Consider the following 25,036-nt stretch of genomic DNA (forward strand, 5'->3'; position numbering starts at 1 on the left):
AACCGTCGACTCGCCCGTGCAGCGCATACTACGCCTGTTTTCGGCAGACTACCGCGCCGCAGGGATCCGCCTCGCCGCGCTATCATCCGTACATCGATCTCGGAGGAGGATATGCAAGGTGCGGTCAGCCCGCTTTGCGTGGTGCAGCGACGAAACGGTCCCAGCGCCGGCCGCGTCTGCCGGCAACGCGATACCCGGGCTCCCCGACAGGGTCGATTCCCGGGGCCGTACGACGGACAGGCCCCGACCCTGCGCCTGTGTCGTGTTGCTGCACGGGCTGGCTCGCACCCGTCATTCGATGCATCGCATGCAGGCGGCACTGCGGGCGGCCGGCTTCCACACCGCAAACATCGGTTATCCGTCGCGTAGCCTGCCGATCGAACAGCTCGCGCGACCGGCCGTCGAACGCGGCATTGCGCAGTGTCGGCGCAGTGGTGCAGCGACGATCCATTTCGTGACGCATTCGATGGGTGGCATCGTGCTGCGATACTACCTTGCGCGCACCAAACCGGCCGGACTCGGCCGTGTGGTGATGTTGAGCCCTCCGAATCGCGGCAGCGAGGCAGCCGACGCATTGATGCATTCGCCTTTGCACCGCTGGTACAACGGCCCGGCGGGGCAGCAACTGGGTACCGACGCGCACAGTATCCCGCTGCGACTGCCGCCGGTCGACTATCCGCTGGGCGTGATCACCGGCAATCGCGTCGCGCTGTTCGACCGCTGGCTGGCGCGTGCCATCCCGGGCGTGAACGACGGCAAGGTCGCGGTGGAACGCGCCGGCGCACCGGGGATGAGCGACTTCCTGGTCGTGCCGTGTGCGCATACGTTCATCATGCGCGAACCGACCGTCATTGCACAGACGCTCCATTTTCTCGCCAACGGCGCCTTTGATCACGGCATCTCTGCAGACAGGCGCTGACCGTCTCGACGGTACGCGGCGATTGACAGTGAGGTCCAATGGCGCAGCGCCTGCGCTGTCCGCCCATGCGACGGACAAGTTACATGTCACCGGCAATCTACAGCTGCAACTACGCAACCGGCATTTGTTCAGAACGTTTTGTCGCGAACTTCCGCGGCCGACCAACCAGCCGGGGGATCCACGGTTGCACCTGGAACCCGGCCGCACGCCCGGCAACCGCCGCAACGGTTAGATCCCGATCCGCTACAACGATCACCCGCAACCGGCCGAGCCGCTTTCGCCAGCAACACACCAGTGCAACCAACCCTGCAAACACCGGTCACGGGAGGTCCGCGGTTCGTTCAACGGACACCTGGGATTTCATCGTGAGCCAGCCGGCCTTTTTTGCCGATAGCCATGAACCAGAGGTGTTGCTGCGCGAACGGCTGCTTTGTTTTGTTGATGCCCTCGCGACGAGCGGCTGACACGTCTTGACCTCGATTCCCTCTTCGGCCGTTCCGTGTCCTTGTGTTGTCTGCTTCAGCGCTGTCCGACAAACGCCGCCGAGTCACGTGCTTTTTCCACCCCGGGTTCACGCCGATTGTCACAGAAACCTGATTGGGCTTTCTGGCGAAGTGACAAACGGACGCTTCCCTGCAACGTCGTGCCGTCGCAGATCGTCGCAAGGAGGCAATTGATCGATAAGCCGATCGGCGTGAAGCACCACTACTGCGTCGCGTCGGCATCAGCCAAGGAGGCAAGCTCATGTCTATTCGCCCTGTCATCTTGATCGTCCCGCTGATCAGCCTAGGCCCCGCCCAAGCCGCGCCGCTGGCCACCTACAGCTGTCCGGCCGGTACTGCGGGGCCCCACGCTGCCGGCGTGGTGCTGCCCACCGGTATGAAGTCGGCTACCGGGAATCCTGCGCGCGACCTGCACCGCGTCGTTCTCAGCGACCCGGCCGCGATCTGCAACGATGGATCGCCGGGCGTGTACTACGTGCGTCCCGGGACCACGGACCCGGACAAGTGGCACATCCACCTCATGGGTGGCTTCTCGTGCACCGACGAAGCAAGCTGTGCGGAGCGCTGGTGCGGTGACGCGAGCGGCGGGGCTTCGCTTTCCGAGCTCATGAGCTCGGACTGGACGCCCGATGCGGCCTTCTTCAACGGATTCGCCGATGGTTCGCCACGCTGGGGCGCGGCGAACCCGCTGGACGGCTGGACGCAGGTCGTCGTGTACTACTGCGGTTCGGACATGCACCGCGGTCGCGCAGGGGCGACCACGCTGGGCGGCATGGATCTCGACTTCGCCGGCGGGCATATCCTGGAAGCGACGCTGCGGGACCTGCAGACCGGCACGGTCGCCGTGGACACCGATGGGGACGGTCTCGACGAGAGCGTTCCGGATCTCGATTACGCCACCCACGTCCTGCTCAGTGGTTCGTCGGCGGGTGGAGTCGGTGCGGCCCAGCAGGCGGACCGCATACGGGGGGCGCTGCGAGCCACGAATCCCGAAGTCCCGTTTCGGGTCGTCGTGGATGCGGCCATCATCCCCAAGCTGCAGAACTGGCTGACCCCTGCCGAGGCCGAGACCGTCTGGACCGGGTTCTACAACGATCAGTCCGTGTGGCTGGCCGACACCGACGATTCCTGCCTGGCGGCCAACGCGTCCGATCCCTGGCGCTGCGAAGACGCCGGCTTCGTCGTAAAGACAGCGCTTGCAACGCCGGTTTTCGTGCGCAGCGACCTGCTGGACTTTCTGCTCTTCGACGGTGTCGACGCGGTTGTCCAGGACGCGGGGTATGCCGCCATCACCGAAGCGGACTACGCCAGCTACATGGCCGATCGTCTCGACGAGATCGCGACGACGGTTGTCTCGTCGAACGGCGTCGCCGCTGGAGCTTATGGCCCCATGTGTCGCCGGCACGTCGGTATCACCCGCGAAGACGCCGCGCTGTTTCAGCTCATGGAGGATCCCGGCGTGCAGCTGACGTTCGTGGACGCCGTGTACGATTGGATGATCGGAACGGGCCTGAACTACAGTCAGCTGGTGGACGACTACGCTGTCGCAGAGGCCGACACGCTGTCGCCATCGTTCCTGTGGCTCGACAGCTGCCCCTATTGATCACGCATGGCACGATAGAACGCTCTGTCGACATGGACCGCCGATTCACGTTGTCGAGCCTGGCGCGCCTTTGCAAACGTTATGGCGTAGCCGGCCACGCGGTCATGTCATGCCGAACGATGTTGCGGGTGCCGGGACCAAGACCGCCGATACCCGGCCTCAAGCGCCTTGCGGGTACAGTGGTGGCAGGACATCCGTGTCGGGGGCGACACCGGCGTCGGGCAGGCCGTGCGCGAGCAGCGGCCCCATGACCTGCCAGGCTGCAGCGCCGTCCCAGGCCGAAGACGCATCCGCGTACAGCTGCGCATCGACCTGCGCACAGACCGCCTCGGCATCACCGCCGAGGCGCCGCGCGATCAGATCCAGGCGTCGCGGCGGGTCGTCCGGCCAACGCACAGCCGCCCAGTCGATCAGTGCACGACGCGCCGCGGCGACGTCATTGCCGCGGAAGGCCTGCTCGATGCGTGCCAGCGCCGCGCGCCGCTCGCCCCGCGATGGGGTCTTGGTGGTCTCCGGCGTCACTGTCTCGTCACGCGTGCCGGCGGGCGTGACGTGTTGTCGGGCGCGCCACCAGAGCGCGGCGGTCGCCAGCCAGGCGAGTGCCAACAGTGCCGCGACCCACGGCCAGTATCCGGGGGCCGAATCGGCAGAGCGCGCTGCACCGGCGGCATCGGGGATCGTTGCGGCGGCCCGGGCTTCGGGCACCGCCTGCGTGGACGGTGGCGGACGCTGTGCCGCCGCGCCGGCCGCCGCCGGTAACACCTCGATCGCGCGTGCCGGCAGTTCGGCGACGTGCTGTTCGCCTGCCCCGGTGTCCCACCAGGCGACGCGGACGGCGGGCAGGGTCAGCGCACCACTGTGCGACGGGACCAACGCCGCACGTATCACCTTCTGTGCGACCAGGGTGTTTCCATCGACCCGCGCCTGGGCCTGCGGTTTGTCGGGGTACACCTTGATACCACTGCCGGCGTCGAGCGCGAGGTCAGGCAACTGCGCGGCACTCAGCCCTTGCGCAGTGATCGCGACGGTGCGTGTGACCGGCTCGCCGACACGGAACACCGGCGGATTCTCCGACCAGGTCTCGTTCAGCGTCAGCGATTCCGCAGGCAGCCAAGGCGATGCCGATCCGGCCGGTTGCGCCAGTACGTCGATCTTCAGCTGACGTGCACGCAGCCGGATCGGTCGCGTCTGAGTGAAGGCGCCATTGAGGCTCGGCAGGCCACTGCGGCCAAACAGGCGGTCGAAATCCGCAAACGGGTCGCGCCCCCGGAACGTCTGTCCGGGCCCACCGCCGCGCGGGTTCTGTTCCGGCACCTCGGCGCTGAGTACCGGGCCGTCGATCTGCAAGGTACCGCTGCGCTGCGGAAACACGGCGTAACGACGCTCGCTGACCCGGTACTGCTGGCCGTCGCGCTGCGTGGTGTACTCGGTTTCGGGTCCAAGCGGCTCGACCAGCGCGTCGGTGGCCTGCGGATCCGAGATATGCGCCTGGCGCAACGGGACGCGCGACAACAGGCGGGCGGTGTAGATCACCTTCTGCTGCACATAGGGCTGCTGCGGCTCGACCTCGACCTCCATGAACACCGGCGCCGCCGGTCCCGCCTTCGCCGCGTCGGCAGCCGGCAGCACGTCCAGCGACAAAGGCCCAGTGCTCGCACTGTCGACCCGGATCGCCGGGATCGTCAGCTTGCCGGTGCGTTTCGGTGCAAGTACGTACTGCCAGCTGCGGCTGCTCGAACTGCGCCCGTTGATCATGCTCATATGCATGCTCTGGCTCTGGTTCAGGACATCGAAATCCTGCGTCACCGGCGACAGGTCGGGGGTCCCGTTGCTGCCACCCGGCACGCTGATGATCAGGGTGACCGTCTCGCCCTCGCCGATCCGCGTCCGGTCGAGACGGGCCTCCGGCCCGGCCGCCCAGACCTGCACGGTGGCCAGCAGCAGCCCGAACAGAACCAGATGCCGTATGTGGATCGCGTGTTTCATACTTACCTCAGGGTAGTCGACCACTGCGACGCAGGTGCTGCAGCAGGAAACGCTGACGCAGCAGGCCCGCCGGATCGTCGTCGACGCGGCGCAACATCTGTTCGATCGCCTGGCGGTCTTCCGGATCGACGTGCGGCACCTCCGCGCCCGGCATCCCCTGCGCGGCCAGCTGTTGCCGGTCACGGAGCAGGTCGGACAGGCCCGGCGCCTGTGGCGTGCGCGGCCCGCCCGTCGCCGCGGTATTCGCGCCCTGTGGCGTTGCTGCCGGGTTCGGCGCCTCTCCCTGGTCGTCCCGCTGCGGCGGCTCGTCGCGTTCGCCACCGCCAGCGCCGTTCTGCTGCGCCAGATCGCCCGTCCGTTCGGAGGGGTCGTCGCGCCCGGCGCCCGGCTCAGCCGTCTCTGTTGCCGGATCGGACGGCTCCTCGTCGGGGGTCGCCGCGTGCTGATCGCCCGAGGCGCCCGGTGTCTTCGGGTCCGGCGTCTGCCGCTCGCCGGCTGTCGACGCCTCAGCCTGCCGATCGCTGCGCGGTTCGACCTCCCCCTCGCCGCCAACGTCTTGCCGCGCGGCGTCCGCCGCCGATGCGGTGCTGTGCTGCCGCGCATCAGTCTGCTGATCCTGTTGCGCGGATTGCGCACGCTGCGGTCCGTTGCGCTGTCCGTCATCCGACGTATCGCCATCTGCCGATGCCGTTTCGGGGCCCTGGCCATCGTCCTGCGTGGCCCCCGCCTGGCCGCCGGTATCTGCGCCCGCATCGCCGGCCTGACGGTCATCGGCCTGGTCACCTGCGGCCGCACTCTGGTCGCGCTGGCCCGCGGGACTCGTCTGGTCCTGCTGCGAGGACGCATCGGCCTGCTGCGAACCCTGTTCGGCACCGGCCGTATCACCCTGGGTCGCGTCGTCCTCCCCGGTGGTTTCGCCGGGTTGGCCGGCGTCGGCCGACCGCGGGTTCTGTGCGGAATCGCGCTCGCGCTGTGCGCGACGCTGGTCGAGCAGGCGCTGCACCAGGTCTCGATTGTGGCGGGCATCGGCGTCGTCCGGTCGCGCCGTGAGTGCCGTGTCATAGGCGGCCAGCGCCTCGTCGAGGCGGTCCAGGCGCGCCAGCGCATTGCCCCGGTTGTACGCAACCTCCGGCCCATCGAGCCCCTCGAGCGCAGACAACGCTGCCGCGTAGTCGCCCGCCCTGTAGTGCGCCGCAGCCCGCCAGTCGGGGCGCTCGAACCGGCCTGCCGCCTGCTCGGGCCTGCCGTCTTCCAACAACGCTGCCGCACGTTGATCGGGGCGCTGCCACAGCCCGTCCCAGGTCGCCGCGCTGGCGTCCGGCGGCGGCAGCAACAGCAGGGTCAGCGACAGCGCGCCGAACCAGCCACGGCGAAACCCGAGCGCGGCAAGCGGCAGCAACAACAGCAACAGCCAAGGCCCCTCTTCACGCCAACGGTCGGCGCTCTGGCGTGCGTCGCCGGCCTCGCCGGGCAACACCGGTGCATCCGGCGCCAGCGCCAGGATGTCGCCGTCATCGGCCGTGATACCGATGTAACGGCCACCCCCGGCGCCGGCCAGTTCGCGCAGCGCATCGTCGTCGAGGCGCGCCATGCGGATCGCGCCCTTGTCGTCCTTGAGCAGCGCGCCGTCCGGACCGGCCACCGGCCCGCCCTTGGTGGTCCCTATGCCGAGCACCGAGACGCGATAGCCATCCCCGCGCAGGCGGCGCGCAGCGTCGATCGCCGCACCCGGGCTGTCCAGGCTGCCGGTCAACAACAGCACCTGCCCGTCCGGCGCCTCGGCCTGACGCAACAGGTCGCCGGCCTGGGCCAGCGCAAGATCCTCGCGTCGCGCACCACCGACCGGCAGCAGGCTGGTCTCGAGATGCGGTACCTGCGCCGCGATCGTCTCGGCATCGCCGGTCAGGGGTGCAACAACGAAGGGTTCGGCACCATAGGCGAGCAACGCGGTCTGGCCGTCGCGCGCTGCGCGCAGCAGGTCGAGGACCTTGTAGCGCGCACGCGCGAGGCGCGACGGCGCCAGGTCCGTCGCGTTCATCGACGCCGACAGGTCGAGCACGATGACGCGGTACTGGCGCGCCGCAAACAGGGGTTCCGGCAGGCGCTGCCAGGTCGGGCCGGCCAACGCGAGCACCGCGAGCACCCAACCGATCGCGAGTAGCAGCAGCGGCAGCCGGCGCGCATCACCGCCGAGATCGCTCAGCATGCGCGGCAACAGATGCGCATCGACCACCTTGCGCCATGCATCCGCCCCTCCGCTGCCGAGGCGCAACTGCCAGAGCACCCACGCGAGCGGCAGCAATGCCAGCAGCCACAGCGGGCGCAGGAAGTGGAAATCAGACAGCATCTTTGCCCACCCGCGCGGTGTCGGAGACCACGAGCCGCCGCGGCAGCGTTCCCAACGCGAGAACCACGCTGAGCAGGAGTGCGCCACCCGCGGGCCACATGTACAGGGCGTGCAGCGGTCTCAGGCTGAGACTGTCGCGGACACTGGGTTCGAGGCGATCGAGTTCGTCGTAGACGCGCTCCAGCTGGACGGTATCGGTGGCCTCGAAATAGCGGCCACCGGTCTCCGCGGCGATCGCCTTCAGGGTCGCCGGGTCGAGGTCGCGCCCCTGCTGGCTGAGCAGGCCGAACGGGGTACGCACGCCGACCGGGCCGCCACCGATACCGATCGTGTAGATGCGTACGCCGGCGCGTGCCGCGACCCTTGCCGCGTCGAGCGGCGCGATGTTACCGACCGTGTTCGCGCCGTCCGTCAGCAGGATCAACACGCGGTTGTCCTGCGCCTGTTCCTTCAGCCGCTTCACCGCAACCGCGATCGCATCGCCGATCGCCGTGTCGCGGCCGGCCAGGCCGATCACCGCCTCGTTCAACATGTTCCGAACCGTCTCACGGTCGTAGGTCAGCGGCGTCTGCAGGTAGGCCCGGGTTCCGAACAGAACCAGTCCCAGACGATCCCCGTCCCGGCGCTCTATGAAACGTCCGGCCACCGCCTTGACCACGTCGAGACGATTGACCGGGCGGTCGTTCAGCCGATAGTCGTCCTGCTCCATCGACCCGGAGACATCGACCGCGAGCATCAGATCGCGACCGGCGACCGGCAGGCGCAGCGGTTCGCCGAGCCACTGCGGCTGTGCTGCGGCGACCACCAGTAACAGCCATGCCAGCCAGGCAGCCGTGCGGCGCCGGCCGCTGTGCGGCGTGCCTGCATCGGTGCCTGCCGCGGGCAGGTCGCGCAGAAACGGCAGGCGCAGTGCCTCGCCGGTGTGCGCGGGTGCGGGCGGCAGCAGGCGCCTCACGAGCCACGGCAGCGGCAAGGCGAGGAATACCCAGGGCCACACGAAATGGATCATCGACAGCCTCCGCGATTGTGTCGGATCCAGTCCCTGACCAATGTCGCGAGCTCATCCGGCCGCCCATCGGCCGCCGCGCGATACGGGGCGTCCGCAAGCAGCCGGCCCGGGCCGTCGCGGAAACGGCCGGCACCGCCGTGCGCATCGAGAAACGTCAGCCAGGCGTCACCCGTCAACGCCGCGACCGGCTGGCCCGGGAACGCGACGCGTGCATAACGCCGCAGCAGCCGCGAAAGGCCGCGCAGGTACGCGATCCCATCGGCGCCGGGATCGGTACGCCGATGCAACCGCTCCAGTTCGCGCAATGCCGCGCGCGCCGCGGCGGTACAACGGCGACGACGCTGCCACCACCACAGTGTCGCCACGCACGCGATCAGCAGCACGCCGAGCAACACCCACCAACCCGGCGCGGGCGGCCACCAGGCGACCGGGTCCGGCAGATGGTAATCGCGCAGGCCCGCCAAAGGATCGCCGGACAGTGGTATCTGCTGCGCGGGGCCGTTCACCGGATCCCTCCGCTGCGCAGCAGACGCGGACGCAGGCCGTGGCGCAACGCGTCGCCCACCGGTTGATCCGTGCGCAGTGCGACACGGTGTGCCTGGTAATGCCGGCACAGGGTTTCGAGGTGGCCGACCTGCGCATCGAAACGCGCGGTCCAGGCGGCGCGCAACGCCGCGCTGCCGGTATCCAGTACCCTACCGGTATCGCCGTCGGTCACCGGATAGCGCGCCGCTGGCGGCGGTGCCTCGTCGAGCGGATCAAAGACGTGCACGAACACCAGCTCGCTGCCGGCCGCGAGCCTCGCGATCCACGCATCGTCACCGGCTCCGAACGCGGCAAAGTCACTGATCAGGAACACCAGACTGCCCGGCCGCACCAATTGCACCAGATGGGTCGCAGCAGCGGTGAGCGCGCCGTCCGGCGTGCCGGTGCCAAGTTCGCCGCCGGGCGCACCCTCGCCCCCCGCTTCGGAGAACTCGGTCAGCGCGTGCAGCAGCGGCAACAGCCCGCGGGTACGCGCGGCCGGCCGGTATTCGACATAGCGTCCGTCGTCGAACACCAGGCCACCGACCCGGTCACCCTTGTCGGCGGCGGCCCAGGCGAGCAGTGCCGCCGCATGCGCCGCGACGACCGATTTGAATGCGACCCGGCTGGCAAAACGCATTGCCGGGCGCTGGTCGACGAACAGCCAGACCGGTCGCTCTCGCTCCTCACGAAACAATTTGACATGTGCGGTGCTGGAACGCGCCGTGACCCGCCAGTCCATGTTGCGCGGGTCGTCGCCCGGCTGATAGACGCGTGACTCGTCGTACTCCATCCCACGCCCGCGGAACCGCGAGAGATGGCCGCCGCTGCGGGTCGCCAGCACCTTGCCGCGCGGCGCAATCTGCAACTGGCGCGCCTCCTGCCGCAATGCGATCAGCGTCTCGAGATCGATACGCGTGCCTGTCGGCCCGCCGCCTGATGCGTCTGTCGGGTTCAGCAACGACACGCCTCCGTCAGGGTACGGCCACCCTGCCCAGCAGCGTCTCGACGAACCCCTGGGCGGTGCGGCCCTCGGCCTCCGCCTGGTATGAGAGCAGTACCCGATGGCGCAGCACGTCCGGGGCGACCGCCTGGATATCCTCCGGCGATACATAGTCGCGTCCATCCAGCCAGGCACGTGCGCGTGCGCAGCGATCGAGCGCCAGGGTCGCGCGCGGACTTGCGCCATAACGCAGCCACCCGGCGAGGTCGCGACCATAGGGTGCCGGATCGCGGGTGGCGAGCACCAGGTGCACCAGGTAGTCCTCGACGTCCGGCGACATGAACAGTTCGAGGATCGCACGGCGCGCGGCAAACACACTGTGCTGGCTGACCTTGTGACTGCCCGGCGGCCGCTCGCTGGCCCGTGCCTCATCGCGGTTCAGGCTCAGGATCGCCTTTTCGGTCGCAAGGTCGGGATAGTCGACACGCACGTGCATCAGAAAGCGGTCGAGCTGTGCCTCGGGCAGCGGGTAGGTGCCTTCCTGCTCGATCGGGTTCTGAGTCGCCATGACCAGGAACAGCTCGGGCAGATGGAAGGTCTCACGTCCCACGGTGACCTGTCGCTCGCCCATTGCCTCGAGCAACGCGGACTGCACCTTCGCCGGTGCGCGGTTGACCTCATCGGCGAGCACGAAATTGTGGAACACCGGACCTTTGTCGAAATGGAAGCTGCCGTCCTGCGGCCGATAGATCTCGGTCCCGGTGAGATCCGCCGGCAGCAGGTCGGGCGTGAACTGGATACGGTGAAAATCGCCTTCGAGGCCCGACGCCAATGCCTTGACCGCCTTCGTCTTGGCCAGGCCGGGGGCCCCTTCGACCAGCAGGTGACCGTCCGCGAGCAATGCCATCAGCAACCGTTCCACGAGTTCGGACTGGCCGAGAATCTGCTGCTCCACGTGCGTTCGCAGCTGGTCGAACTCGCTGCGAAGCGCATCGACTTCGCCCTCGGTCTGCTCCTTCACCCGCACGTCAGTACTGCCCATCCTGCATCATCCTCGTCGCGATATCTGATCGTCTTGGTTGTCACGTCAGACCGCCATCATGCAGGGAACGTTCCGTCGAGGACACCGCTTTTTCGCGACAGTGTTTCGGCGGCAGTCGCCGATGGCTCAAGCCGGCCGGTGCCTCGCGCCAGGCACGGTAGCCTTGCTGGCCATCAGTCCACTGCACCGGTCTCGCCCGCGAGATAGGCCTGATCGAGTTGCGGCAACGGCCGTTTTTCGAACGCCGCCTCGAACGCGGCGAGGCGCTTGTAGATCGACTGCAACTCGACGATCGTGGTCCAGGAGTTGACCAGGTACTGGAACGACGACGACACCTGGCCGAATGCCGTGAGGATCTGCTGCAGGATGCCAAACGTGATCTTGCCAGCGGCGATCGTCGGCACCAGGATCAGATACACGAAGATATTGTCTGCCTGCAGATAGCTGTAGCGCACGATGTTGAAATAGAAATAATGGAAGTACAGCCGGAAGTAATTGCGCCGGACGTTGCCGAACAACTCGCGCAAGGTCGGCGGCTGGGCCCGGCCGGCATCATCCTCGCCATACACCAACTCCTTGCGGTAGGCCGCCTCGACCCGCTGGTTGCGAAAATAGAGTCCCGGCAACTTGATCCCTGCAACCGCCAACAGCAAAGTGCCGAACACCGACCAGATCAGTGCCGCGGTGAACAGCGGTGCGGCGATGTTGCCGACCACCGGCAGCTCGGAAACATAAGAGGACAAAGAGAACAACACCGGAAGAAACGCAAACAACGTCATCACCGCGTCGACAATCTTCACCCCCAGGGTCTCGACGATGTCGGCGAAACGCATGGTGTCTTCCTGGATGCGTTGCGATGCACCCTCGATGCGCCGCACCTCGGCCCAGCGCCCAACGTAGTAGTCGTTCATCGCGGTACGCCAACGAAACACGTAGTGACTGACAAAAAAGCTGGTCACGACGATCACGAATATCGCCACGAACGCGATCCCGGCGAAGTCCCCCAGCAGACCGTAGAGCTCACCGACCGAAACACTCGCATCGCCCGACAGCGCCTGCTGAACGGCATCGAAGAAAGGACGTCGCCACTCGTTGATCGCAACCGAGACCTGCACCGAGAAATAGGTCGAGAACAGGATCAGCGACGAGCCCAGCACCGACCACAATTGCCAGCGGTGGGGGTAGAGACGGAACCAGAACATCGCGAACAGCGCGGTCGCAGCGCCGTAGTAGATATAAAACCACATGAACTGCGACGTCAGAAAATACCCGACGCCGATGACGGGGGGAGCATCCGGTTCGGCCGGCGGAAAGCCGAGCAAGGCGCCCAGACTGTCGCCCGCGAGGTACCAGACCAGCGAGGCCAGCGCGCTCCACACGACCGCCATGGTGAAAAACAACCGCGGACGCGGAAAAAACGAAGCAAACACCGATGCTCTCCCAGGAAAAACAAGACACTGCGCATGGCGCGCGGCTGGAAACGGCCAACGCGGGCCGCCGCAACGGCCGCTGATCCGCTCGCAGGGCCCCTGCGCTTGCGGCGTCCAGCGTGCTCAGCCGGCGCATAGCCTACTCCCTTTCGGACAATAAGCCGACCGGTCGCGCTGGCCGGCCACACCCTGCGCGGTGCCTGCTGGCGCTATAATGTAGGGGCCGCAAGCCGCCGCCTCCCCAATGAAGACGTTTCACATCCTCGGCATCGTCGGGTTCCTGTGCATGATGTTCAGCCTATCGGTCATACCGCCGATCCTGGTTGCATTGTGGTTTGATGACGGCGAGGCAGTACATTTCGCGCTGTCGTTCGTGATGATCCACGCCATCGGACTCGCCCTGTGGCTGCCGACGCGCCGCTCACTCGGCGATTTCGGCCGGCGCGAAGGATTCATCATCGTCACACTGTTCTGGCTGGTCTTGAGCCTCTTGTCGGCGATCCCGTTTGTGATCGGACCCCATTTGAGCTTCGTCGATGCGTTCTTTGAAGCCGTATCGGGCTTCACGACCACCGGGGCCACCGTCGTGATCGGCCTCGACCAGATGCCGCCCTCCATTCTCTACTACCGCGGCCAGCTACAGTGGCTCGGTGGCATGGGGCTGGTGGTGCTCGCCGTCGCGGTCATGCCGATGCTCGGTATCGGCGGCATGCAGTTGTATCGGGCCGAGGCACCAGGGCCGATGAAGGAGGAAAAGCTCAAGCCGCGCCTGACGCAGGTGGCGCGCGCCTTGTGGCTGCTGTACGTCGGACTGACGGCGGCCTGTATTTTCTTTTACTGGATCGCCGGGATGAGCGTGTTCGATGCCGTCGTGCACGGCTTTGCAACTGTCTCCACAGGCGGTTTCTCCAGCCACGACGCCAGTCTCGGCTACTTCGACAGCCCGGCGATCGATGCCATCGCGATCGTCTTCATGCTCGCCGGCGGGATCAATTTCGCGCTGCACTACCGTGCGCTCGCGGATCGTTCGCCAAGCCCCTACTGGCGCGACGTCGAGGCACGCAGCTTCCTGATCCTGATCGTCGTCGCGCTGCTGGTGATCGCAGGCATGCTGTGGCACCTGCAGGCCTACGAGCACCCGATGGACGCGTTGCTCGACTCGATGTTCGAGGTGGTATCGGTGATTACCAGCACGGGCTTCGGTACCGCGGATTTCTCGGTCTGGCCGAGTTTCCTGCCGCTGCTGCTGATCTTCATGAGCTTCGTCGGCGGCTGTGGCGGTTCGACCGCCGGCGGCATCAAGGTTTCACGCGTGCTGTTGCTGCTGAAACAGGGCGGCCAGGAGATCCACTACCTGATCCATCCGCACGCCGTACGCCCCTTGCGCATAGGTACCCAGGTGTTGGCGCCGCGCGTAAGCCAGGCGATCTGGGGATTCTTTTCGGCCTACGTCGTGGTGTTCGCACTGCTGACGCTGATGATGATGGCGGCCGGGCTGGATCAGGTCAGCGCGTTCTCAGCGGTGGCGACCTGCATCAACAACCTCGGCCCTGGACTCGGCGAGGTGGCGACGACCTTTGCCGGCGTCAGCGACGCCGGCAAACTGATCGGTATTCTGGCGATGCTCTTCGGACGACTGGAGATTTTCACCGTACTGGTGATATTGACCCCGGCCTTCTGGCGCGACTGAGCATCGGCGCCGGGTTCAGAATTCCTCCCACTCCTCTTCGTCGTCCACCGGGGGCGCCTTGGCACGCTGCGGCTTTGGCGACGGAGCCGGCTTGCCCTTCGCTTTCGCTGGCGCAGGCGGCCTGGCGGCTGCGACCTTGGCTGTCTGCCGGGACGCCGGGGCCGACGACTTGTCCGCTGCCGACCGCGACGATGCGACGACGGTCTTGGCGGGTGCCAGCGGGGCGCGAGACATCGGGGGCGTGCCGGAGATCTTGAAGAATCCGACCAACTGTTCCATCTCCCTGGCTTTGTCGCTCATCGACGCCGATGCCGCGGACGTCTCCTCGGCCAGCGCCGCGTTCTGCTGGGTCACCTCGTCCATCGCAGTGACCGCCTGGTTGACCTGGTCGATACCGGAGGACTGTTCCGCAGACGCAGCAGCGATCTCCGCGATGATGTCACCCACCTTTTTCACCCCGGTGACGATCTCTCCGAGCATGGCACCGGACTGGTTCACCAGTTCGCTACCGGCTTTTACCTTGCCGACCGAGTCCTGGATCAGCTCCTTGATTTGTTTCGCTGCCGTCGCCGACCTGCCGGCGAGATTGCGGACCTCGGTTGCGACCACGGCAAAGCCACGCCCCTGTTCACCGGCACGCGCCGCCTCCACCGAGGCGTTCAGCGCGAGCAGGTTGGTCTGGAACGCGATCTCGTCGATCACCCCGATGATCTCGGCGATCTTGCCGCTCGCGGTGTCGATCTCACCCATCGCCGACACTGCATGACTCACCACCTCACCACCGCGCGTCGCCAACTGGCTCGCGCTGCCAGCCAGTTGGTTGGCCTGCTGCGCGTTATCGGCATTGTTGCGCACCGTCGAGGTGAGCTGCTCCATCGAAGCAGCCGTCTCCTCGAGCGCCGCCGCCTGCTGCTCGGTACGCGATGACAGATTGTTGTTGCCGGACGAGATCTCGCCCGCCCCGGTGTTGATCGCGTCTGTCGCCTCGCGCAATTCGTGCACGATCTTTTCGATGTTGCGCACGGTCGTGTTGACATCTTCCTTGACCTTGCCAAACGCACCCGAATAATCGCGCTCGATCGGCCGGGTCAGGTCGCCGTCGGCCATTGCACCCATCGTATCCGCGATGTCGCCGAACACATTCTCGATCACCTCGACCAGCTCGTTGATGCCGCTGGCGAGTTTGAGGAAAAAGCCCTGTTTGTCCTCCAGCGAGACGCGTGTCGCGAGATCACCGTCGCGCGCCGCGGCCACGATACCGTCGATCTCACGTTCGACCGCGACCTCGGCGGTGCGGTTGGCCCATTCGACCACGGTGCCGAGGCGATCGCCCTGCTCATCCAGCACAGGATTGGCGACCACGCGTAGGGTCAGACCCGCCACCTCCATCTCGCTGCTCACGGTCGACGTCATACCATCGAGCAGGCGACGCTGATGCGACGGGTCTTTGTGGAACTGGTCCATGTTGCTGCCCAGCAGCCGGGTGCTGTCGAACCCGGGCAACACCTCGCGCAGTTCCGTCTGGGCGTCGCCGAACATCTTTTGCAACGCCTTGTTCAGATAGATGATGTTGTAGTCCGCGTCCGCCACCATCACCGAACTGGTGACGTTGTCCAGGGCCGTGCGAATGCGCAGGTTTTCACTCGCATGCCGGCGCTCGACCTCGAGCCGTTTGGCCTCTTCATCGGCGGCGCGCATTTCGGCGGTCAGATCTGCCCACTCGACCGCGATGCCGAGACGTTGCCCCTTGGCGTCGACCACCGGATTGGCGATGATGCGGAAGGTACGTGGCCCGACGGTCACTTGCGATTCGTAGGTATCCGTCAGCTTGTCGAGCAAACGACGCTGATGCTGTGGCTTCACATGGAATACGTCGATGTTGCGCCCGATCAGATTGTTGGCGTCGAATCCAGGCAACATTTCATGTAGGTCGGCTTCCGCGTCGCGGAACATCGCCTGTACGGCATCGTTCGCGTAGATGATGTTGTAGTCGCCGTCGGCGACCATCACGTTCGTACTGACGCAGTCCAGCGCGGTCTTCAGACGCGTGGCCTCTTCCTTCTGACGGGACGTGTCGTCGATCAGATTGCCGAACTTCTCTATCGCGGTATTGAAATGGTTGGCCAGGGCACCGATCTCGTCGTTCGACTCGAGGCTCAGACGCTGTGACCAGTCGGCCCGGCCCTCGGCCACTGCGCGCATCGTGTTGACCAGCTGATTGAGGGGTTGTGAGACGATACGCGAGAACAAGGCGCCGATGATCAACAGGCCCAGCACCATCAGCGCGGAATTGATGCCGATGTTCATCAACAGGTCGCGGTTGACCGCGGCATCGAAGGCTTCCAGCGAATAGTCGACGCGCACCACGCCCAGGACCTCGCCCTCTGGTGCGACGTGGCAGCCGATACAATCCGTCCCGCGGAAGTCCTTGCTGGCCGGCAACGGCAGCAGCACCTTGAGAACCCGTCCGTTTTCGCCCGCTTCGATCAACTCGATACGTTCGCCAGCCAGCGCCCGGCGGTCTAGGTCGTCGCGGACCTGGGCGTTTTCGTCGCCCGGGCCGTACAGCTTGGTTACCGCGGGACCACGGATGATGCGCGCATCGAGCACGGCCTCGCGTGCCAGTACCTTCTTGCGCGGAATATCGCGATTGGCCATGCCGCCGGTGAGCATCAGCGTATTGATGTTGTCGAAGTAGGATTCGGCGAGATCGGTAGTCTGGTGTTCGACCAGCTGATTGACCAGGGTACGTTGGCTGTAGGCCAGGTAACCGGCGGTACACACCAACATCACGGCGAACAAGACGCCTAGCATCCGATAGATTTTTCCCCGGACGGTTGCAACACCGCCCAGACCCGGAATCTGCAATCTCATAAAGGTACCCTGCTGTAGCTGGCGCGACCACGACACGCGTCGCTGATATGCATCGGCAGATCCCGGCCAATTTTGAGGCGACAGATCCCATGCCGACGGCCGGTCCTGGAACATCCCCCCTGCGTGCTAGGGCGCACCCCGGGTCGACACCGGCGCCAGGTGCGGCGTCGCACGCGGCACGGCGGGGTTTGGATGCAGAGGCGGACGGGCTGTTGCACCCGGCGCGGGTGTGGATACAGCAGGGCGAACGGCAATCCCCTTTCCGGACCGGGACGCTGAGCCGCATGCGCTCGGCGAAGGCCGTCGTACCCGGAGGCCGGTGGAGATCTCGGGCGCGCCTAGTGTCGCGAGAGCGACGACAGATGCCGGAGCGATTCCCTGGCATCGTCGCGCAGGCGCGCGAGCAACACACCTTCGTCGGCCGACCAATCCTGCGATTGCGCTTCATCCAGCAGTGACAGCCATTGCTGCTCCGCTTCGAACACACGTGCGACAGGCAGCTCGACATCGCCCAGCCACCCGACCACGCGGTCCATGACAGCCTGCAGCTGATTGGCCTCCTGGTCTGCCGCGGTCGGTTGATCATCGCGCTGGCGCGTACAGTGCGCCAACCTGTCGAGCAGTGGTGCCCTGGCTTCGCAGATCACCGACAGGATGTCACTGAGCCGTGCATCCATGTCGGCGTCGATCAGGCTCCGGTATCTCAACAGCAGGCCCGACCCGCTGGCATGCAACTCGGCCAAAGTCGCCTGTTCGGTGTCTCGCAGAGTGACCATGTGTTTCCCTCGTCCGTTGCGTTTCGGCTGGCGGGGTTCAATCCGATGCCCGGGCAGGGACGATGACGCGCAGCACCCGGTGCTCGATCGTGAAGCGCGCCGGAACCTCGCCCGCCTGCTCGCCATCGGCGGTGATCCTGCGGGGCGCACAATCATCGACCTCGCAGTGCGGTCCGCGCATGCGCACCAGCGCATCATCGCTCGGAGTGGTGGCGAGCATCTGCGCCTTGATCCATACCCAGATCAGACGCCAGACCGGTTTGGGCCGGATCGCGATCACATCGATTGCGCCATCGTCCTGCGCCACATCGAATACCCGCTGGCCACCCCCGAACGACACACCGTTTGCGACAACGATCTCCAGCCAGCGTCCCCGGTGCGTTACGCCGCCGCAGCGGATGGTCGCCTTGAAGCCGCGGCGACGTTGCAGCTTGTCCAAGACCGCGCTCGGATAACTGAGTCGTCCCCAACCCCGTCTCTTGCGCGTCTCCGCCCGGCGTCCGACCTCCGACCCGAACCCCACATGCGCGACGTTCAAAAAATGGCGGTCGTTCACGGCGGCCAGATCCAGGGTCCGCGCCACGCCGCGTACGATCGTTTCACAGGCGGCATCTGGGTCGAGCGGAATATCGAGACCTCGCGCGAGATCGTTTCCAGTACCTGCGGGCAGTACGCCAAGGCGACAACCGCTGCGCGCGCAGTCTCGTGCCACCAGATTCACGGTCCCGTCGCCACCGGCGACGATCACCCGGTCGTCGGCCGACAGGCGAGCGATCTGCCCGAGATCATCCAACGGTCTCGGCGCCTCCGCGAGGCCCGCCGCGGCGAGCCGCTTCAGCCATTCCTGTCGACCGCGCGACGTGCCCGATCGATCATTGGTCAGCAGCCAGTCCATCGTGCATCACTTTGCGTCAGTAGCCGCTTAGAAGGGGTTCAGGCTCGCCTCGCGGGTGAAGTCCATATAGCCGACGTTGACACCCTGCCGCCATCCCGCCCCGAGGCGGATCGGCGCGATGACCGTATCCTCGACCTGCAGGTAGTTCATACCCACGCCACCGACGAAGAACAGGCTGCCCTCGATGCCCGGATACCGTTGGAACAGGGACTCCGGGCTTGCCAACCGGTAGATCAGGACGAACACCTTGGAAGCGTTCGCGCCGGCATCGAACCCGATCGACGGCCCCTGCCAGTACACCTTGCGAGAGTAGCCACCGGCCGTCTGCAGCTGCCCTTTGCCGTAACGCACACCGACACCCAATGCCGCTGATATCTCATCTCCGGCGATATAGGCATCCGGTTCACCATGGTCGGCAAACGCCTTTTCCACGACGTCCGCGAGTCCTTCCGCTCCTTCACCGAAGAAGTCTTCGACCTTTTGCAGTATCTCGTTCTTCGAATACGTCTGGTGTTCCGGCTTCTGCTCGGCCATCACCACGCCGGCGAACAAGATCAGCGCCAGGTACAGACCATACTTCACGGCTTTCATGGATTCGTCCTCGGTACAAAATGGATTGGAGCGGCAAACGCCCGGGGCGACTGCGCGTCTTCCAGCATCATAGGCGCGGGCGTCGGCCCATGACGAACAAAACAAGCGCGACGATCAGTCCGACAACAAACAGGATCCAGGCGATCTGTGTAGCGGTTCCGGCGACTCCACTGAAGCCCAGTGCCCCCGCGACAATGGCGACTATCAAGAATGTCAGTGCCCATCCAAGCATCGTTGATCTCCGTTGCGCCGGTGACCGTTACCGGCAAGGTATGCGGTGCAAGGTGCGGGCCAATGACAGCACCGCGAAGGTGTCCCGCGAAAACGTGCCGGTCGTCACACAGCGAAGCCGGTTTCCACCCGAACCGGTAACGGTGCGGCGGTTTTCGACAACCCACGTCGCCGAAATGCGCCTCCCCGGACCGCGCCCCGACCACTCCCTGTCGTAATGGCACGCGCACACACCAACGCTGGGCATGGGTCAGCTGTCGGGTTTGCCGGAAGCAAGGGCCGACGGAAGTCCGTACCGACGCGACGCCGATGCTATCGCCAGCAGCGTCACGCCATTGAGCAGCAGTTCGACCGCTAGAATGGTCCCGATGACCCACAAAGACGTCGTCGGCCAACCGTACAGGATCACCCCGGCCAGCAGCAGATCGATGACGCCGCCGGCCAGTGCCAGACGCCACCGCCAGCGAAACCGTCGGCATTGCCACGCGTAACCCAACCGTGCCGCCCCCAGGGCAATGAGAAACGCCGTCATCACGATCGTCAGGCTGAGCGTCCCGGCAATCGGGTCCCACACCAGCAGTGCACCTACGGCGAGGTATGCGATACCGACAAAGGCGTGCACCATCCCGCCGGCCCAGCGCCTCCCTCGGGTGGTCATGGCATGCCAGACCTGGACGCCACCGGCCAGTATCGCCAGTACGCCGAATGCCATGACGCTCACCAGTGTCAGTCGCACCGCATAGGTCACACCGACCAGGCCGGCGACGATCATGCCGACGCCCATTGCCGCCATCCACCGCCAATCGACCGGCAATTCGGAGAGTCCCAGCGGCGCGCTTCGGCGCGCTGCTACCTGCTCGCTTCCCGTATGCTGCAGTGTCGGTTGCGTGTCGATCATTCGATACCTCCTCGCCCGGTTACGATCGTTTCACAAGACATCGTCGGGCACAGGGTCGCGTGCCCTTCCGCCGATCCCTACCAGACAGCGCCGGCCCGGTTTTGGATCGGTGCATCTGTCGCACAGGACATGCCAGACAACGGGCAGCCCGGTGGTATGGCCCAAGACCGCGGCGACCCCGGGGCAGGATGCGTACGGCCGCGCGGCGACCAGCGCATATCCGCCGAATTCGGTGCATATCGACCACAAGAGCCACAGCGCTGCGCGGTCTTGTCCACGGCGCGTAGCCGGGCATCGGCGCATACCGCGTTCGGCAACCCTCGAGACGCCGGTTGGTACGCCCCTGAGCAGGCACAGAGGGGTGGCGCGCATATTGCTGACCCACCTTTCAGACGTCGTGCGGCGTGAGCCGGAACGATGTCGACGCGCATGAAAGTGCGATTTCTGGTCAAAGGATGCGGTACGTCCGATCACGGACTGCAGGCGGGTACCTGTGGCCGTCCTTTGCACCACTGCCAGCGCGCCGGGCCGCCGCACGGCCGTCGTCGAAACTCGAAAAGGCGTGAAACTGGGCGCTTCACGAAGGGTGAGCCATGAACGAAAACCGGACGTTCGACCTCTTTAAGACCTTCCGCACCATGGGGATCCTGGTCGCTACCACGCTGGCGTTGCTGCTGGCACTCGCTGTCGGACTCGCAATCGAAGGCGAAAGACGGCTGCGCCCGCTGCAGACCGACACCGAGGCGCTTTCCGAAGCCGAGTCCCAACTGCTCAGCCTGGTAAACGGCAATCAGGCGACGGGTGTGCCTCCGCCGATGCGCTCCACGGACGACGAACTGCTGGATGCGATCGAAACGCTGTCGCAGCGGATTCAGGTCAATCTGCAGGACCTGGAGACCGCACAGGACACCTTCCTCTCGCTGACCCATACCGCGGCGGGTGGGATCGCTTTGCTCGCGCTGCTGCTCGGCATCATGACGCTGCTGTTCCAGCGCCGTATCCTGCGCCCACTGCACGCACTGTCGGCCCTGCTGCGGCGACTCGCGGTACGCGACTACTCACCGCAGTCGCTGCTGGAGATCGACCGTATGCTGCATCCGGTATTCGACAGCTACAACACACTGGTCAATCGCCTGGCACGCCTGGAGCAGGCACACGAACAGCGACACGATGAGATGGAGCGACGCGTGGAGCTCGCGGTGGGCGCGCTGGTCGCGCAACGTGCCGAACTCGGGCGTGCCGAACGTTTCGCCGCGATCGGCGAAATGGCGGCGATGCTGGCACACGAGATTCGCAACCCGCTCGCATCGATCCGCGCCGCCTGCGGCTCGCTGTTGGAAGAGGCCGACGAGCCGGACACCCGCGAACGGCTCGACCTGGTGATCCAGGAGGTGGACCGGCTGATCGGCATCGTCGGCCAGCAGCTGGACCAGGCGCGCCACAAGCCGGAGCCCGTCGAGCATACCGACGTGGCCGGTTTGATCGAAGACACGGCAAAGCTGGTCGCGTACCAGTTGCCGGACAACGTCGCACTGGACGTCAAGGTAACGCGACCGCTGGAAACGATACTGCCGCCCCAGGGGCTGCGGCGAGCGTTGCTCAATCTGATCCTGAACGCCAAGCAGGCGATGGCGCCCGCGGGCGGGGCCATCCACGTCGAGGCACGCGAACGTCAGCATAACATCGTCGTCCGCGTAACCGACGATGGCCCGGGCTTTCCCGAGGCACTGCTCGAGCACGGCGTCCGTCACTTCTTTTCGACCCGCGGCGAAGGCACCGGTCTGGGGCTGTCGATGGTCAAGCGATTCGTCGAACAGCTCTCCGGTCGCCTGCACATCGAGAACCACGGCGGTGGCCAGGTGTCGCTCTACATTCCGATTCGCCAGGGCGCGTCAGCGAGCGAGGGCGGTTCGGCGTTGAGTCCCGGCGGATCTTCGATCACTCCGGTATGACGCCACGTCGCGCGCTCGGCAGCACACGTGGCGCGCAGCCGTATCGACGATCCGCCAACCGGCCACTGCCGCAGGACATATGGCCTGGACCGGCCCGCACCATCATCGCGCCACCGGACCCCGGTCGATCACGAAGCACGCAAGATCCTCTGCGACCGATACAGGGCCGGAGAACCTCTGTCCAATGATGTCCCGGCTCTGTTCCAGGTGCCGCAGGCTGCGTGCCATCAGGTGGGACAGCACCAGATGTCCGACCCGCGCCTCGGCCGCCATGCGGCCGATCGCCTGCGGTGTCAGGTGCAATGCGCGCGCGACCTCGCCGGCCGACGCCGGAATCGCATGATCGACGACCAGGAGGTTCGCACCCTTCGCCAGCTCGACGAACTGCGGGTTGTCATCGTTCTGATCACCGGTGAGCGCAATCGACCAGGCGCCAGCCTCGATCAAGACACCCAGCGCCGGGACCACACCATGCCGCACTCCGATCACCCGTACCTTGAGGTTGGGTTCGTCGATCACCGTCTGCGCGATGCGGCTCCTGTGGTCCACTTCGACCACCGGCGTCTCAAACAGCTGATCGCTGCCGTCGAGGAAACCTGCCAGGTAGCGAAACACTCCGGACCCGGGTGCAAAGAGTCCGTGCATGAACGCCCCAACGCCCGGCCAGCCCGGCGCGCCGTCCGGACCTATCACCGGTAGCGGTCGTGTGCGATCCGAGAAATAGCCCCCCTTCAGCAAGGCGGGCAGGTCGGTCGCGTGGTCGGTATGGAGATGGGTGAGCAGGATCGCCTCGAGGTCTTCGATGTTGGCACCGGATTCGCCGAACCTCAGGAAGGTTCCACCGCCGGCGTCGACCAGCAGGCGTGCATGGCCGTCGATCCACAACAGATAGCCACTCGACGCCCGGGCGTCGTCCGCGATCGGACCGCCTGAGCCGAGCACCTGCAACGCCAGGCGGCCCTCACACTGCGCGAACGCGGGGCCACACAGCACCAGCAAGGCACCACACAGCACAACACGCGCCGCATCGATCACCCGGCGGTTTGCAGGCCACGATCGCCTTACCCTGATCAAGCCGTTCGGTTCCATCAGCCTCCCCTCGTTTCCACGGTCATAGCGCCCCTGTCCGCCGCGTACCACGCTGGCCCGCACGTCTGGACCCTGCCGGTGATGCAGCCCGGGCCACTGCAGGACCCAGGGCGCCGCAAGCGGGGATCGGCGACGCCTGATTGCCATCCAAATGCCCACGACCCTGTGATCAGCGGTCGTGTTCCAATGCCCCGTCCTGCAGCCGCCCGGCACCCGCCTTCATGCGCAGGCCGACGTAACCGGCCAGCGCCGCGACCGCCGAGGCCAGCAGGATCGCAAGCTTGGCGGTTGCGAGGGATTCCCCCGCACCGCCAAGCGCGAGGTTGGCGATGAACGTCGACATCGTGAAACCGACCCCGGCAAGCAGACCAATCCCCAGCAGGCGCACATTGTCCAGGCCCGGTGGACGACGCGCACCGAGCAGACGCTCGCCCAACCATACACCGAGCAGGATGCCGGCCGGCTTGCCGATGACCAGGCCCAGTGTCACACCGACGGCCACCGGGTCCGTCAATGCCGCCCTCAAGGCGTCCGGGGAGAGTGCGATGCCGGCGTTGATGAACACGAACAACGGCAGCACGATCAGCGCGACCGGCAATTCCAGGCTGTCCTCCCAGCGCCTCAGCGGTGTAGTGCTGTCCTGTGCGAGCCGCTCCACCTTGGTGATCTGGCGGTGGGTGTGCGCCTCGCCCAGCACCTGTTCTGGTCCGGCGTCCGAGGGTACCTCGGAGACCGCACTGCGAACGCGTCGCTTGAGCGCCGTCGCACGCAGGCGCGGCCTTGCCGGCACGCTCATCGCAATCACGACGCCGGCGATACTCGCGTGCACCCCGGATTGAACGATCGCCCACCACACCAGGGTTCCGCCAAGCAGATAGGGCAAGGGGTGGCGCAGGCCCGCCCGATTGATGACCAACAGTACCGACAGTGCCAGCGCGGCAACGATCAACCAGCCAGGCAGTAGCTGTTGCGTGTAGAACAGCGCGATCACGGCTATCGCGCCGATGTCGTCGATGATCGCAAGACCGATCAGGAACGCCACGATGGGTTTCGGCACGCGTCCACCGAGTGCCGCCAACACCCCGATCGCAAGTGCGGTGTCGGTCGCCATCGGTATGCCCCACCCATGCATCTGGCCACCGTCGATCGTCGCATTGACAATCAGGTAGATCGCCGCCGGCATCACCATCCCGCCCAACGCCGCACCAAGCAGCAGACGAACCCGTTGTCCGTCCTTCAGTTCACCGGCCAACAGTTCGCGTTTCACCTCCAGGCCGATCAACAGGAAGAACAGCGCAATCAGGCCGTCGTTCACGAGATGCAAGAGCGACCAGACAACGGCGTCGTCATCCACGATCAGCCCGACACGCAGATGCCGGAAATGCGCATACTGATCAGCGGACAGGTTGGCCATCGACAACGCCGCAACGAGTGCGATCACCAATAGCCCGCTGGCCGTTGTCTGCGCGCTGACGAATGCGGCAAAGGGTTCGCGGAGCTTGTCGACCTGGCGTTCGAGTTCGGGGCGTATCTTCATCAAGGTGACCGTCGGCACAATCGCACTGCGCATCTCGGCTGCAAGGGCGATGCCAGTCCCGCCGTCGTCCGGCCGGGTCGGGTGCGATGTGCCGTTACCAGACCCGTTGCGCATCGGTCCATTTCCGCCAATGCGGCCGATATCGGCCACCTCACCGCGCGATCGGGCCGGATTTGTGCGCAACCAGGCGGGCCAG

General features: G+C 65.9%; 20 protein-coding genes. 5 read left to right on the forward strand and 15 right to left on the reverse strand.

Going from position 1 to position 25,036, the window contains the following annotated elements:
- The first annotated feature begins 298 nt into the window (after nt 1-298).
- From H6955_02585 to H6955_02595, 3 genes are all read left to right on the forward strand, one after another.
- Nucleotides 299-919 (forward strand): alpha/beta hydrolase, encoded by a 621-nt coding sequence (locus H6955_02585; GenBank protein ID MCP5312414.1) that lies wholly within the window; start codon nt 299-301, stop codon nt 917-919.
- Between the two features lie 83 nt (nt 920-1,002).
- The gene (locus H6955_02590) at nt 1,003-1,383 is read left to right on the forward strand and encodes a hypothetical protein (protein ID MCP5312415.1); all 381 of its coding nucleotides are present in this window, start codon (nt 1,003-1,005) and stop codon (nt 1,381-1,383) included.
- Nucleotides 1,384-1,663: 280 nt separating this feature from the next.
- Complete coding sequence (locus H6955_02595; protein ID MCP5312416.1) at nt 1,664-3,025, forward strand: hypothetical protein; 1,362 nt, start codon at nt 1,664-1,666, stop codon at nt 3,023-3,025.
- A 159-nt stretch (nt 3,026-3,184) separates the two neighbouring features.
- On the opposite strand, the gene H6955_02600 is transcribed toward H6955_02595, so the two are convergent.
- The 7 genes from H6955_02600 to sbmA all read right to left on the reverse strand — a co-directional run bounded on the left by H6955_02600 (nt 3,185) and on the right by sbmA (nt 12,307).
- The gene (locus H6955_02600) at nt 3,185-5,011 is read right to left on the reverse strand and encodes a protein BatD (protein MCP5312417.1); all 1,827 of its coding nucleotides are present in this window, start codon (nt 5,009-5,011) and stop codon (nt 3,185-3,187) included.
- Between the two features lie 7 nt (nt 5,012-5,018).
- Complete coding sequence (locus H6955_02605) at nt 5,019-7,358, reverse strand: VWA domain-containing protein (GenBank protein ID MCP5312418.1); 2,340 nt, start codon at nt 7,356-7,358, stop codon at nt 5,019-5,021.
- Nucleotides 7,348-8,367 (reverse strand): VWA domain-containing protein, encoded by a 1,020-nt coding sequence (locus H6955_02610; protein MCP5312419.1) that lies wholly within the window; start codon nt 8,365-8,367, stop codon nt 7,348-7,350. The genes H6955_02605 and H6955_02610 overlap by 11 nt, the downstream gene beginning before the upstream one ends.
- Entirely contained in the window at nt 8,364-8,846 is a 483-nt protein-coding gene (locus tag H6955_02615) for a DUF4381 domain-containing protein (protein ID MCP5312420.1), read from the reverse strand. Before H6955_02615 ends, H6955_02610 begins: the two co-directional genes overlap by 4 nt.
- Nucleotides 8,847-8,869: 23 nt before the next feature.
- A complete protein-coding gene (locus tag H6955_02620; protein ID MCP5312421.1) occupies nt 8,870-9,850 on the reverse strand; it encodes a DUF58 domain-containing protein in 981 nt (326 codons plus the stop codon).
- A 16-nt stretch (nt 9,851-9,866) separates the two neighbouring features.
- Nucleotides 9,867-10,877 carry a MoxR family ATPase gene (locus H6955_02625; GenBank protein ID MCP5312422.1) on the reverse strand — a complete coding sequence of 337 codons (1,011 nt, stop codon included), beginning with the start codon at nt 10,875-10,877 and terminating at the stop codon, nt 9,867-9,869.
- Between the two features lie 173 nt (nt 10,878-11,050).
- Nucleotides 11,051-12,307 carry a peptide antibiotic transporter SbmA gene (gene sbmA, locus H6955_02630; GenBank protein ID MCP5312423.1) on the reverse strand — a complete coding sequence of 419 codons (1,257 nt, stop codon included), beginning with the start codon at nt 12,305-12,307 and terminating at the stop codon, nt 11,051-11,053.
- A gap of 244 nt (nt 12,308-12,551) precedes the next feature.
- Between sbmA and H6955_02635 the strand changes: the two genes are divergently transcribed.
- The gene (locus H6955_02635; GenBank protein ID MCP5312424.1) at nt 12,552-13,997 is read left to right on the forward strand and encodes a potassium transporter; all 1,446 of its coding nucleotides are present in this window, start codon (nt 12,552-12,554) and stop codon (nt 13,995-13,997) included.
- A 15-nt stretch (nt 13,998-14,012) separates the two neighbouring features.
- Here the strand turns inward: H6955_02635 and H6955_02640 are convergent, their stop codons facing one another.
- From H6955_02640 to H6955_02665, 6 genes are all read right to left on the reverse strand, one after another.
- The gene (locus H6955_02640) at nt 14,013-16,811 is read right to left on the reverse strand and encodes a PAS domain-containing protein (protein ID MCP5312425.1); all 2,799 of its coding nucleotides are present in this window, start codon (nt 16,809-16,811) and stop codon (nt 14,013-14,015) included.
- A gap of 398 nt (nt 16,812-17,209) precedes the next feature.
- Nucleotides 17,210-17,647 (reverse strand): hypothetical protein, encoded by a 438-nt coding sequence (locus H6955_02645; protein MCP5312426.1) that lies wholly within the window; start codon nt 17,645-17,647, stop codon nt 17,210-17,212.
- Nucleotides 17,648-17,684: 37 nt separating this feature from the next.
- Nucleotides 17,685-18,542: a YegS/Rv2252/BmrU family lipid kinase gene (locus H6955_02650; GenBank protein MCP5312427.1), complete on the reverse strand. Its 858-nt coding sequence runs from the start codon at nt 18,540-18,542 to the stop codon at nt 17,685-17,687.
- A gap of 27 nt (nt 18,543-18,569) precedes the next feature.
- Nucleotides 18,570-19,133, reverse strand: a complete 564-nt coding sequence (locus H6955_02655) for a DUF1134 domain-containing protein (GenBank protein ID MCP5312428.1) — start codon at nt 19,131-19,133, stop codon at nt 18,570-18,572.
- A 67-nt stretch (nt 19,134-19,200) separates the two neighbouring features.
- Nucleotides 19,201-19,365 carry a DUF1328 domain-containing protein gene (locus H6955_02660; GenBank protein ID MCP5312429.1) on the reverse strand — a complete coding sequence of 55 codons (165 nt, stop codon included), beginning with the start codon at nt 19,363-19,365 and terminating at the stop codon, nt 19,201-19,203.
- A 249-nt stretch (nt 19,366-19,614) separates the two neighbouring features.
- Complete coding sequence (locus H6955_02665) at nt 19,615-20,262, reverse strand: HdeD family acid-resistance protein (protein ID MCP5312430.1); 648 nt, start codon at nt 20,260-20,262, stop codon at nt 19,615-19,617.
- Nucleotides 20,263-20,855: 593 nt separating this feature from the next.
- Here H6955_02665 and H6955_02670 point away from each other — a divergent pair.
- Nucleotides 20,856-22,214 carry a two-component sensor histidine kinase gene (locus H6955_02670; protein ID MCP5312431.1) on the forward strand — a complete coding sequence of 453 codons (1,359 nt, stop codon included), beginning with the start codon at nt 20,856-20,858 and terminating at the stop codon, nt 22,212-22,214.
- Nucleotides 22,215-22,316: 102 nt separating this feature from the next.
- On the opposite strand, the gene H6955_02675 is transcribed toward H6955_02670, so the two are convergent.
- The gene (locus H6955_02675) at nt 22,317-23,303 is read right to left on the reverse strand and encodes an MBL fold metallo-hydrolase (protein ID MCP5312432.1); all 987 of its coding nucleotides are present in this window, start codon (nt 23,301-23,303) and stop codon (nt 22,317-22,319) included.
- A gap of 169 nt (nt 23,304-23,472) precedes the next feature.
- Nucleotides 23,473-24,954 (reverse strand): Na+/H+ antiporter NhaA, encoded by a 1,482-nt coding sequence (nhaA, locus tag H6955_02680; GenBank protein MCP5312433.1) that lies wholly within the window; start codon nt 24,952-24,954, stop codon nt 23,473-23,475.
- Nucleotides 24,955-25,036: the final 82 nt, after the last annotated feature.

The organism is Chromatiaceae bacterium, from assembly GCA_024235395.1.
In the GTDB taxonomy this organism is placed as follows: Bacteria; Pseudomonadota; Gammaproteobacteria; order Chromatiales; family Chromatiaceae; genus Thiosocius.

Excerpts from the sequence above, each read along its gene's own strand:
- H6955_02605 (MCP5312418.1), bottom strand. The coding sequence starts at position 7,358 with ATGCTGTCTGATTTCCACTTCCTGCGCCCGCTGTGGCTGCTGGCATTG.
- H6955_02625 (MCP5312422.1), bottom strand. The coding sequence starts at position 10,877 with ATGGGCAGTACTGACGTGCGGGTGAAGGAGCAGACCGAGGGCGAAGTC.
- H6955_02610 (MCP5312419.1), bottom strand. The coding sequence starts at position 8,367 with ATGATCCATTTCGTGTGGCCCTGGGTATTCCTCGCCTTGCCGCTGCCG.
- H6955_02650 (MCP5312427.1), bottom strand. The coding sequence starts at position 18,542 with ATGGACTGGCTGCTGACCAATGATCGATCGGGCACGTCGCGCGGTCGA.
- H6955_02645 (MCP5312426.1), bottom strand. The coding sequence starts at position 17,647 with ATGGTCACTCTGCGAGACACCGAACAGGCGACTTTGGCCGAGTTGCAT.
- H6955_02655 (MCP5312428.1), bottom strand. The coding sequence starts at position 19,133 with ATGAAAGCCGTGAAGTATGGTCTGTACCTGGCGCTGATCTTGTTCGCC.
- H6955_02595 (MCP5312416.1), top strand. The coding sequence starts at position 1,664 with ATGTCTATTCGCCCTGTCATCTTGATCGTCCCGCTGATCAGCCTAGGC.
- H6955_02670 (MCP5312431.1), top strand. The coding sequence starts at position 20,856 with ATGAACGAAAACCGGACGTTCGACCTCTTTAAGACCTTCCGCACCATG.
- nhaA (MCP5312433.1), bottom strand. The coding sequence starts at position 24,954 with ATGCGCAACGGGTCTGGTAACGGCACATCGCACCCGACCCGGCCGGAC.
- H6955_02640 (MCP5312425.1), bottom strand. The coding sequence starts at position 16,811 with ATGCTAGGCGTCTTGTTCGCCGTGATGTTGGTGTGTACCGCCGGTTAC.
- H6955_02600 (MCP5312417.1), bottom strand. The coding sequence starts at position 5,011 with ATGAAACACGCGATCCACATACGGCATCTGGTTCTGTTCGGGCTGCTG.
- H6955_02590 (MCP5312415.1), top strand. The coding sequence starts at position 1,003 with ATGTCACCGGCAATCTACAGCTGCAACTACGCAACCGGCATTTGTTCA.
- H6955_02635 (MCP5312424.1), top strand. The coding sequence starts at position 12,552 with ATGAAGACGTTTCACATCCTCGGCATCGTCGGGTTCCTGTGCATGATG.
- H6955_02660 (MCP5312429.1), bottom strand. The coding sequence starts at position 19,365 with ATGCTTGGATGGGCACTGACATTCTTGATAGTCGCCATTGTCGCGGGG.
- H6955_02665 (MCP5312430.1), bottom strand. The coding sequence starts at position 20,262 with ATGATCGACACGCAACCGACACTGCAGCATACGGGAAGCGAGCAGGTA.
- H6955_02585 (MCP5312414.1), top strand. The coding sequence starts at position 299 with ATGCATCGCATGCAGGCGGCACTGCGGGCGGCCGGCTTCCACACCGCA.
- H6955_02675 (MCP5312432.1), bottom strand. The coding sequence starts at position 23,303 with ATGGAACCGAACGGCTTGATCAGGGTAAGGCGATCGTGGCCTGCAAAC.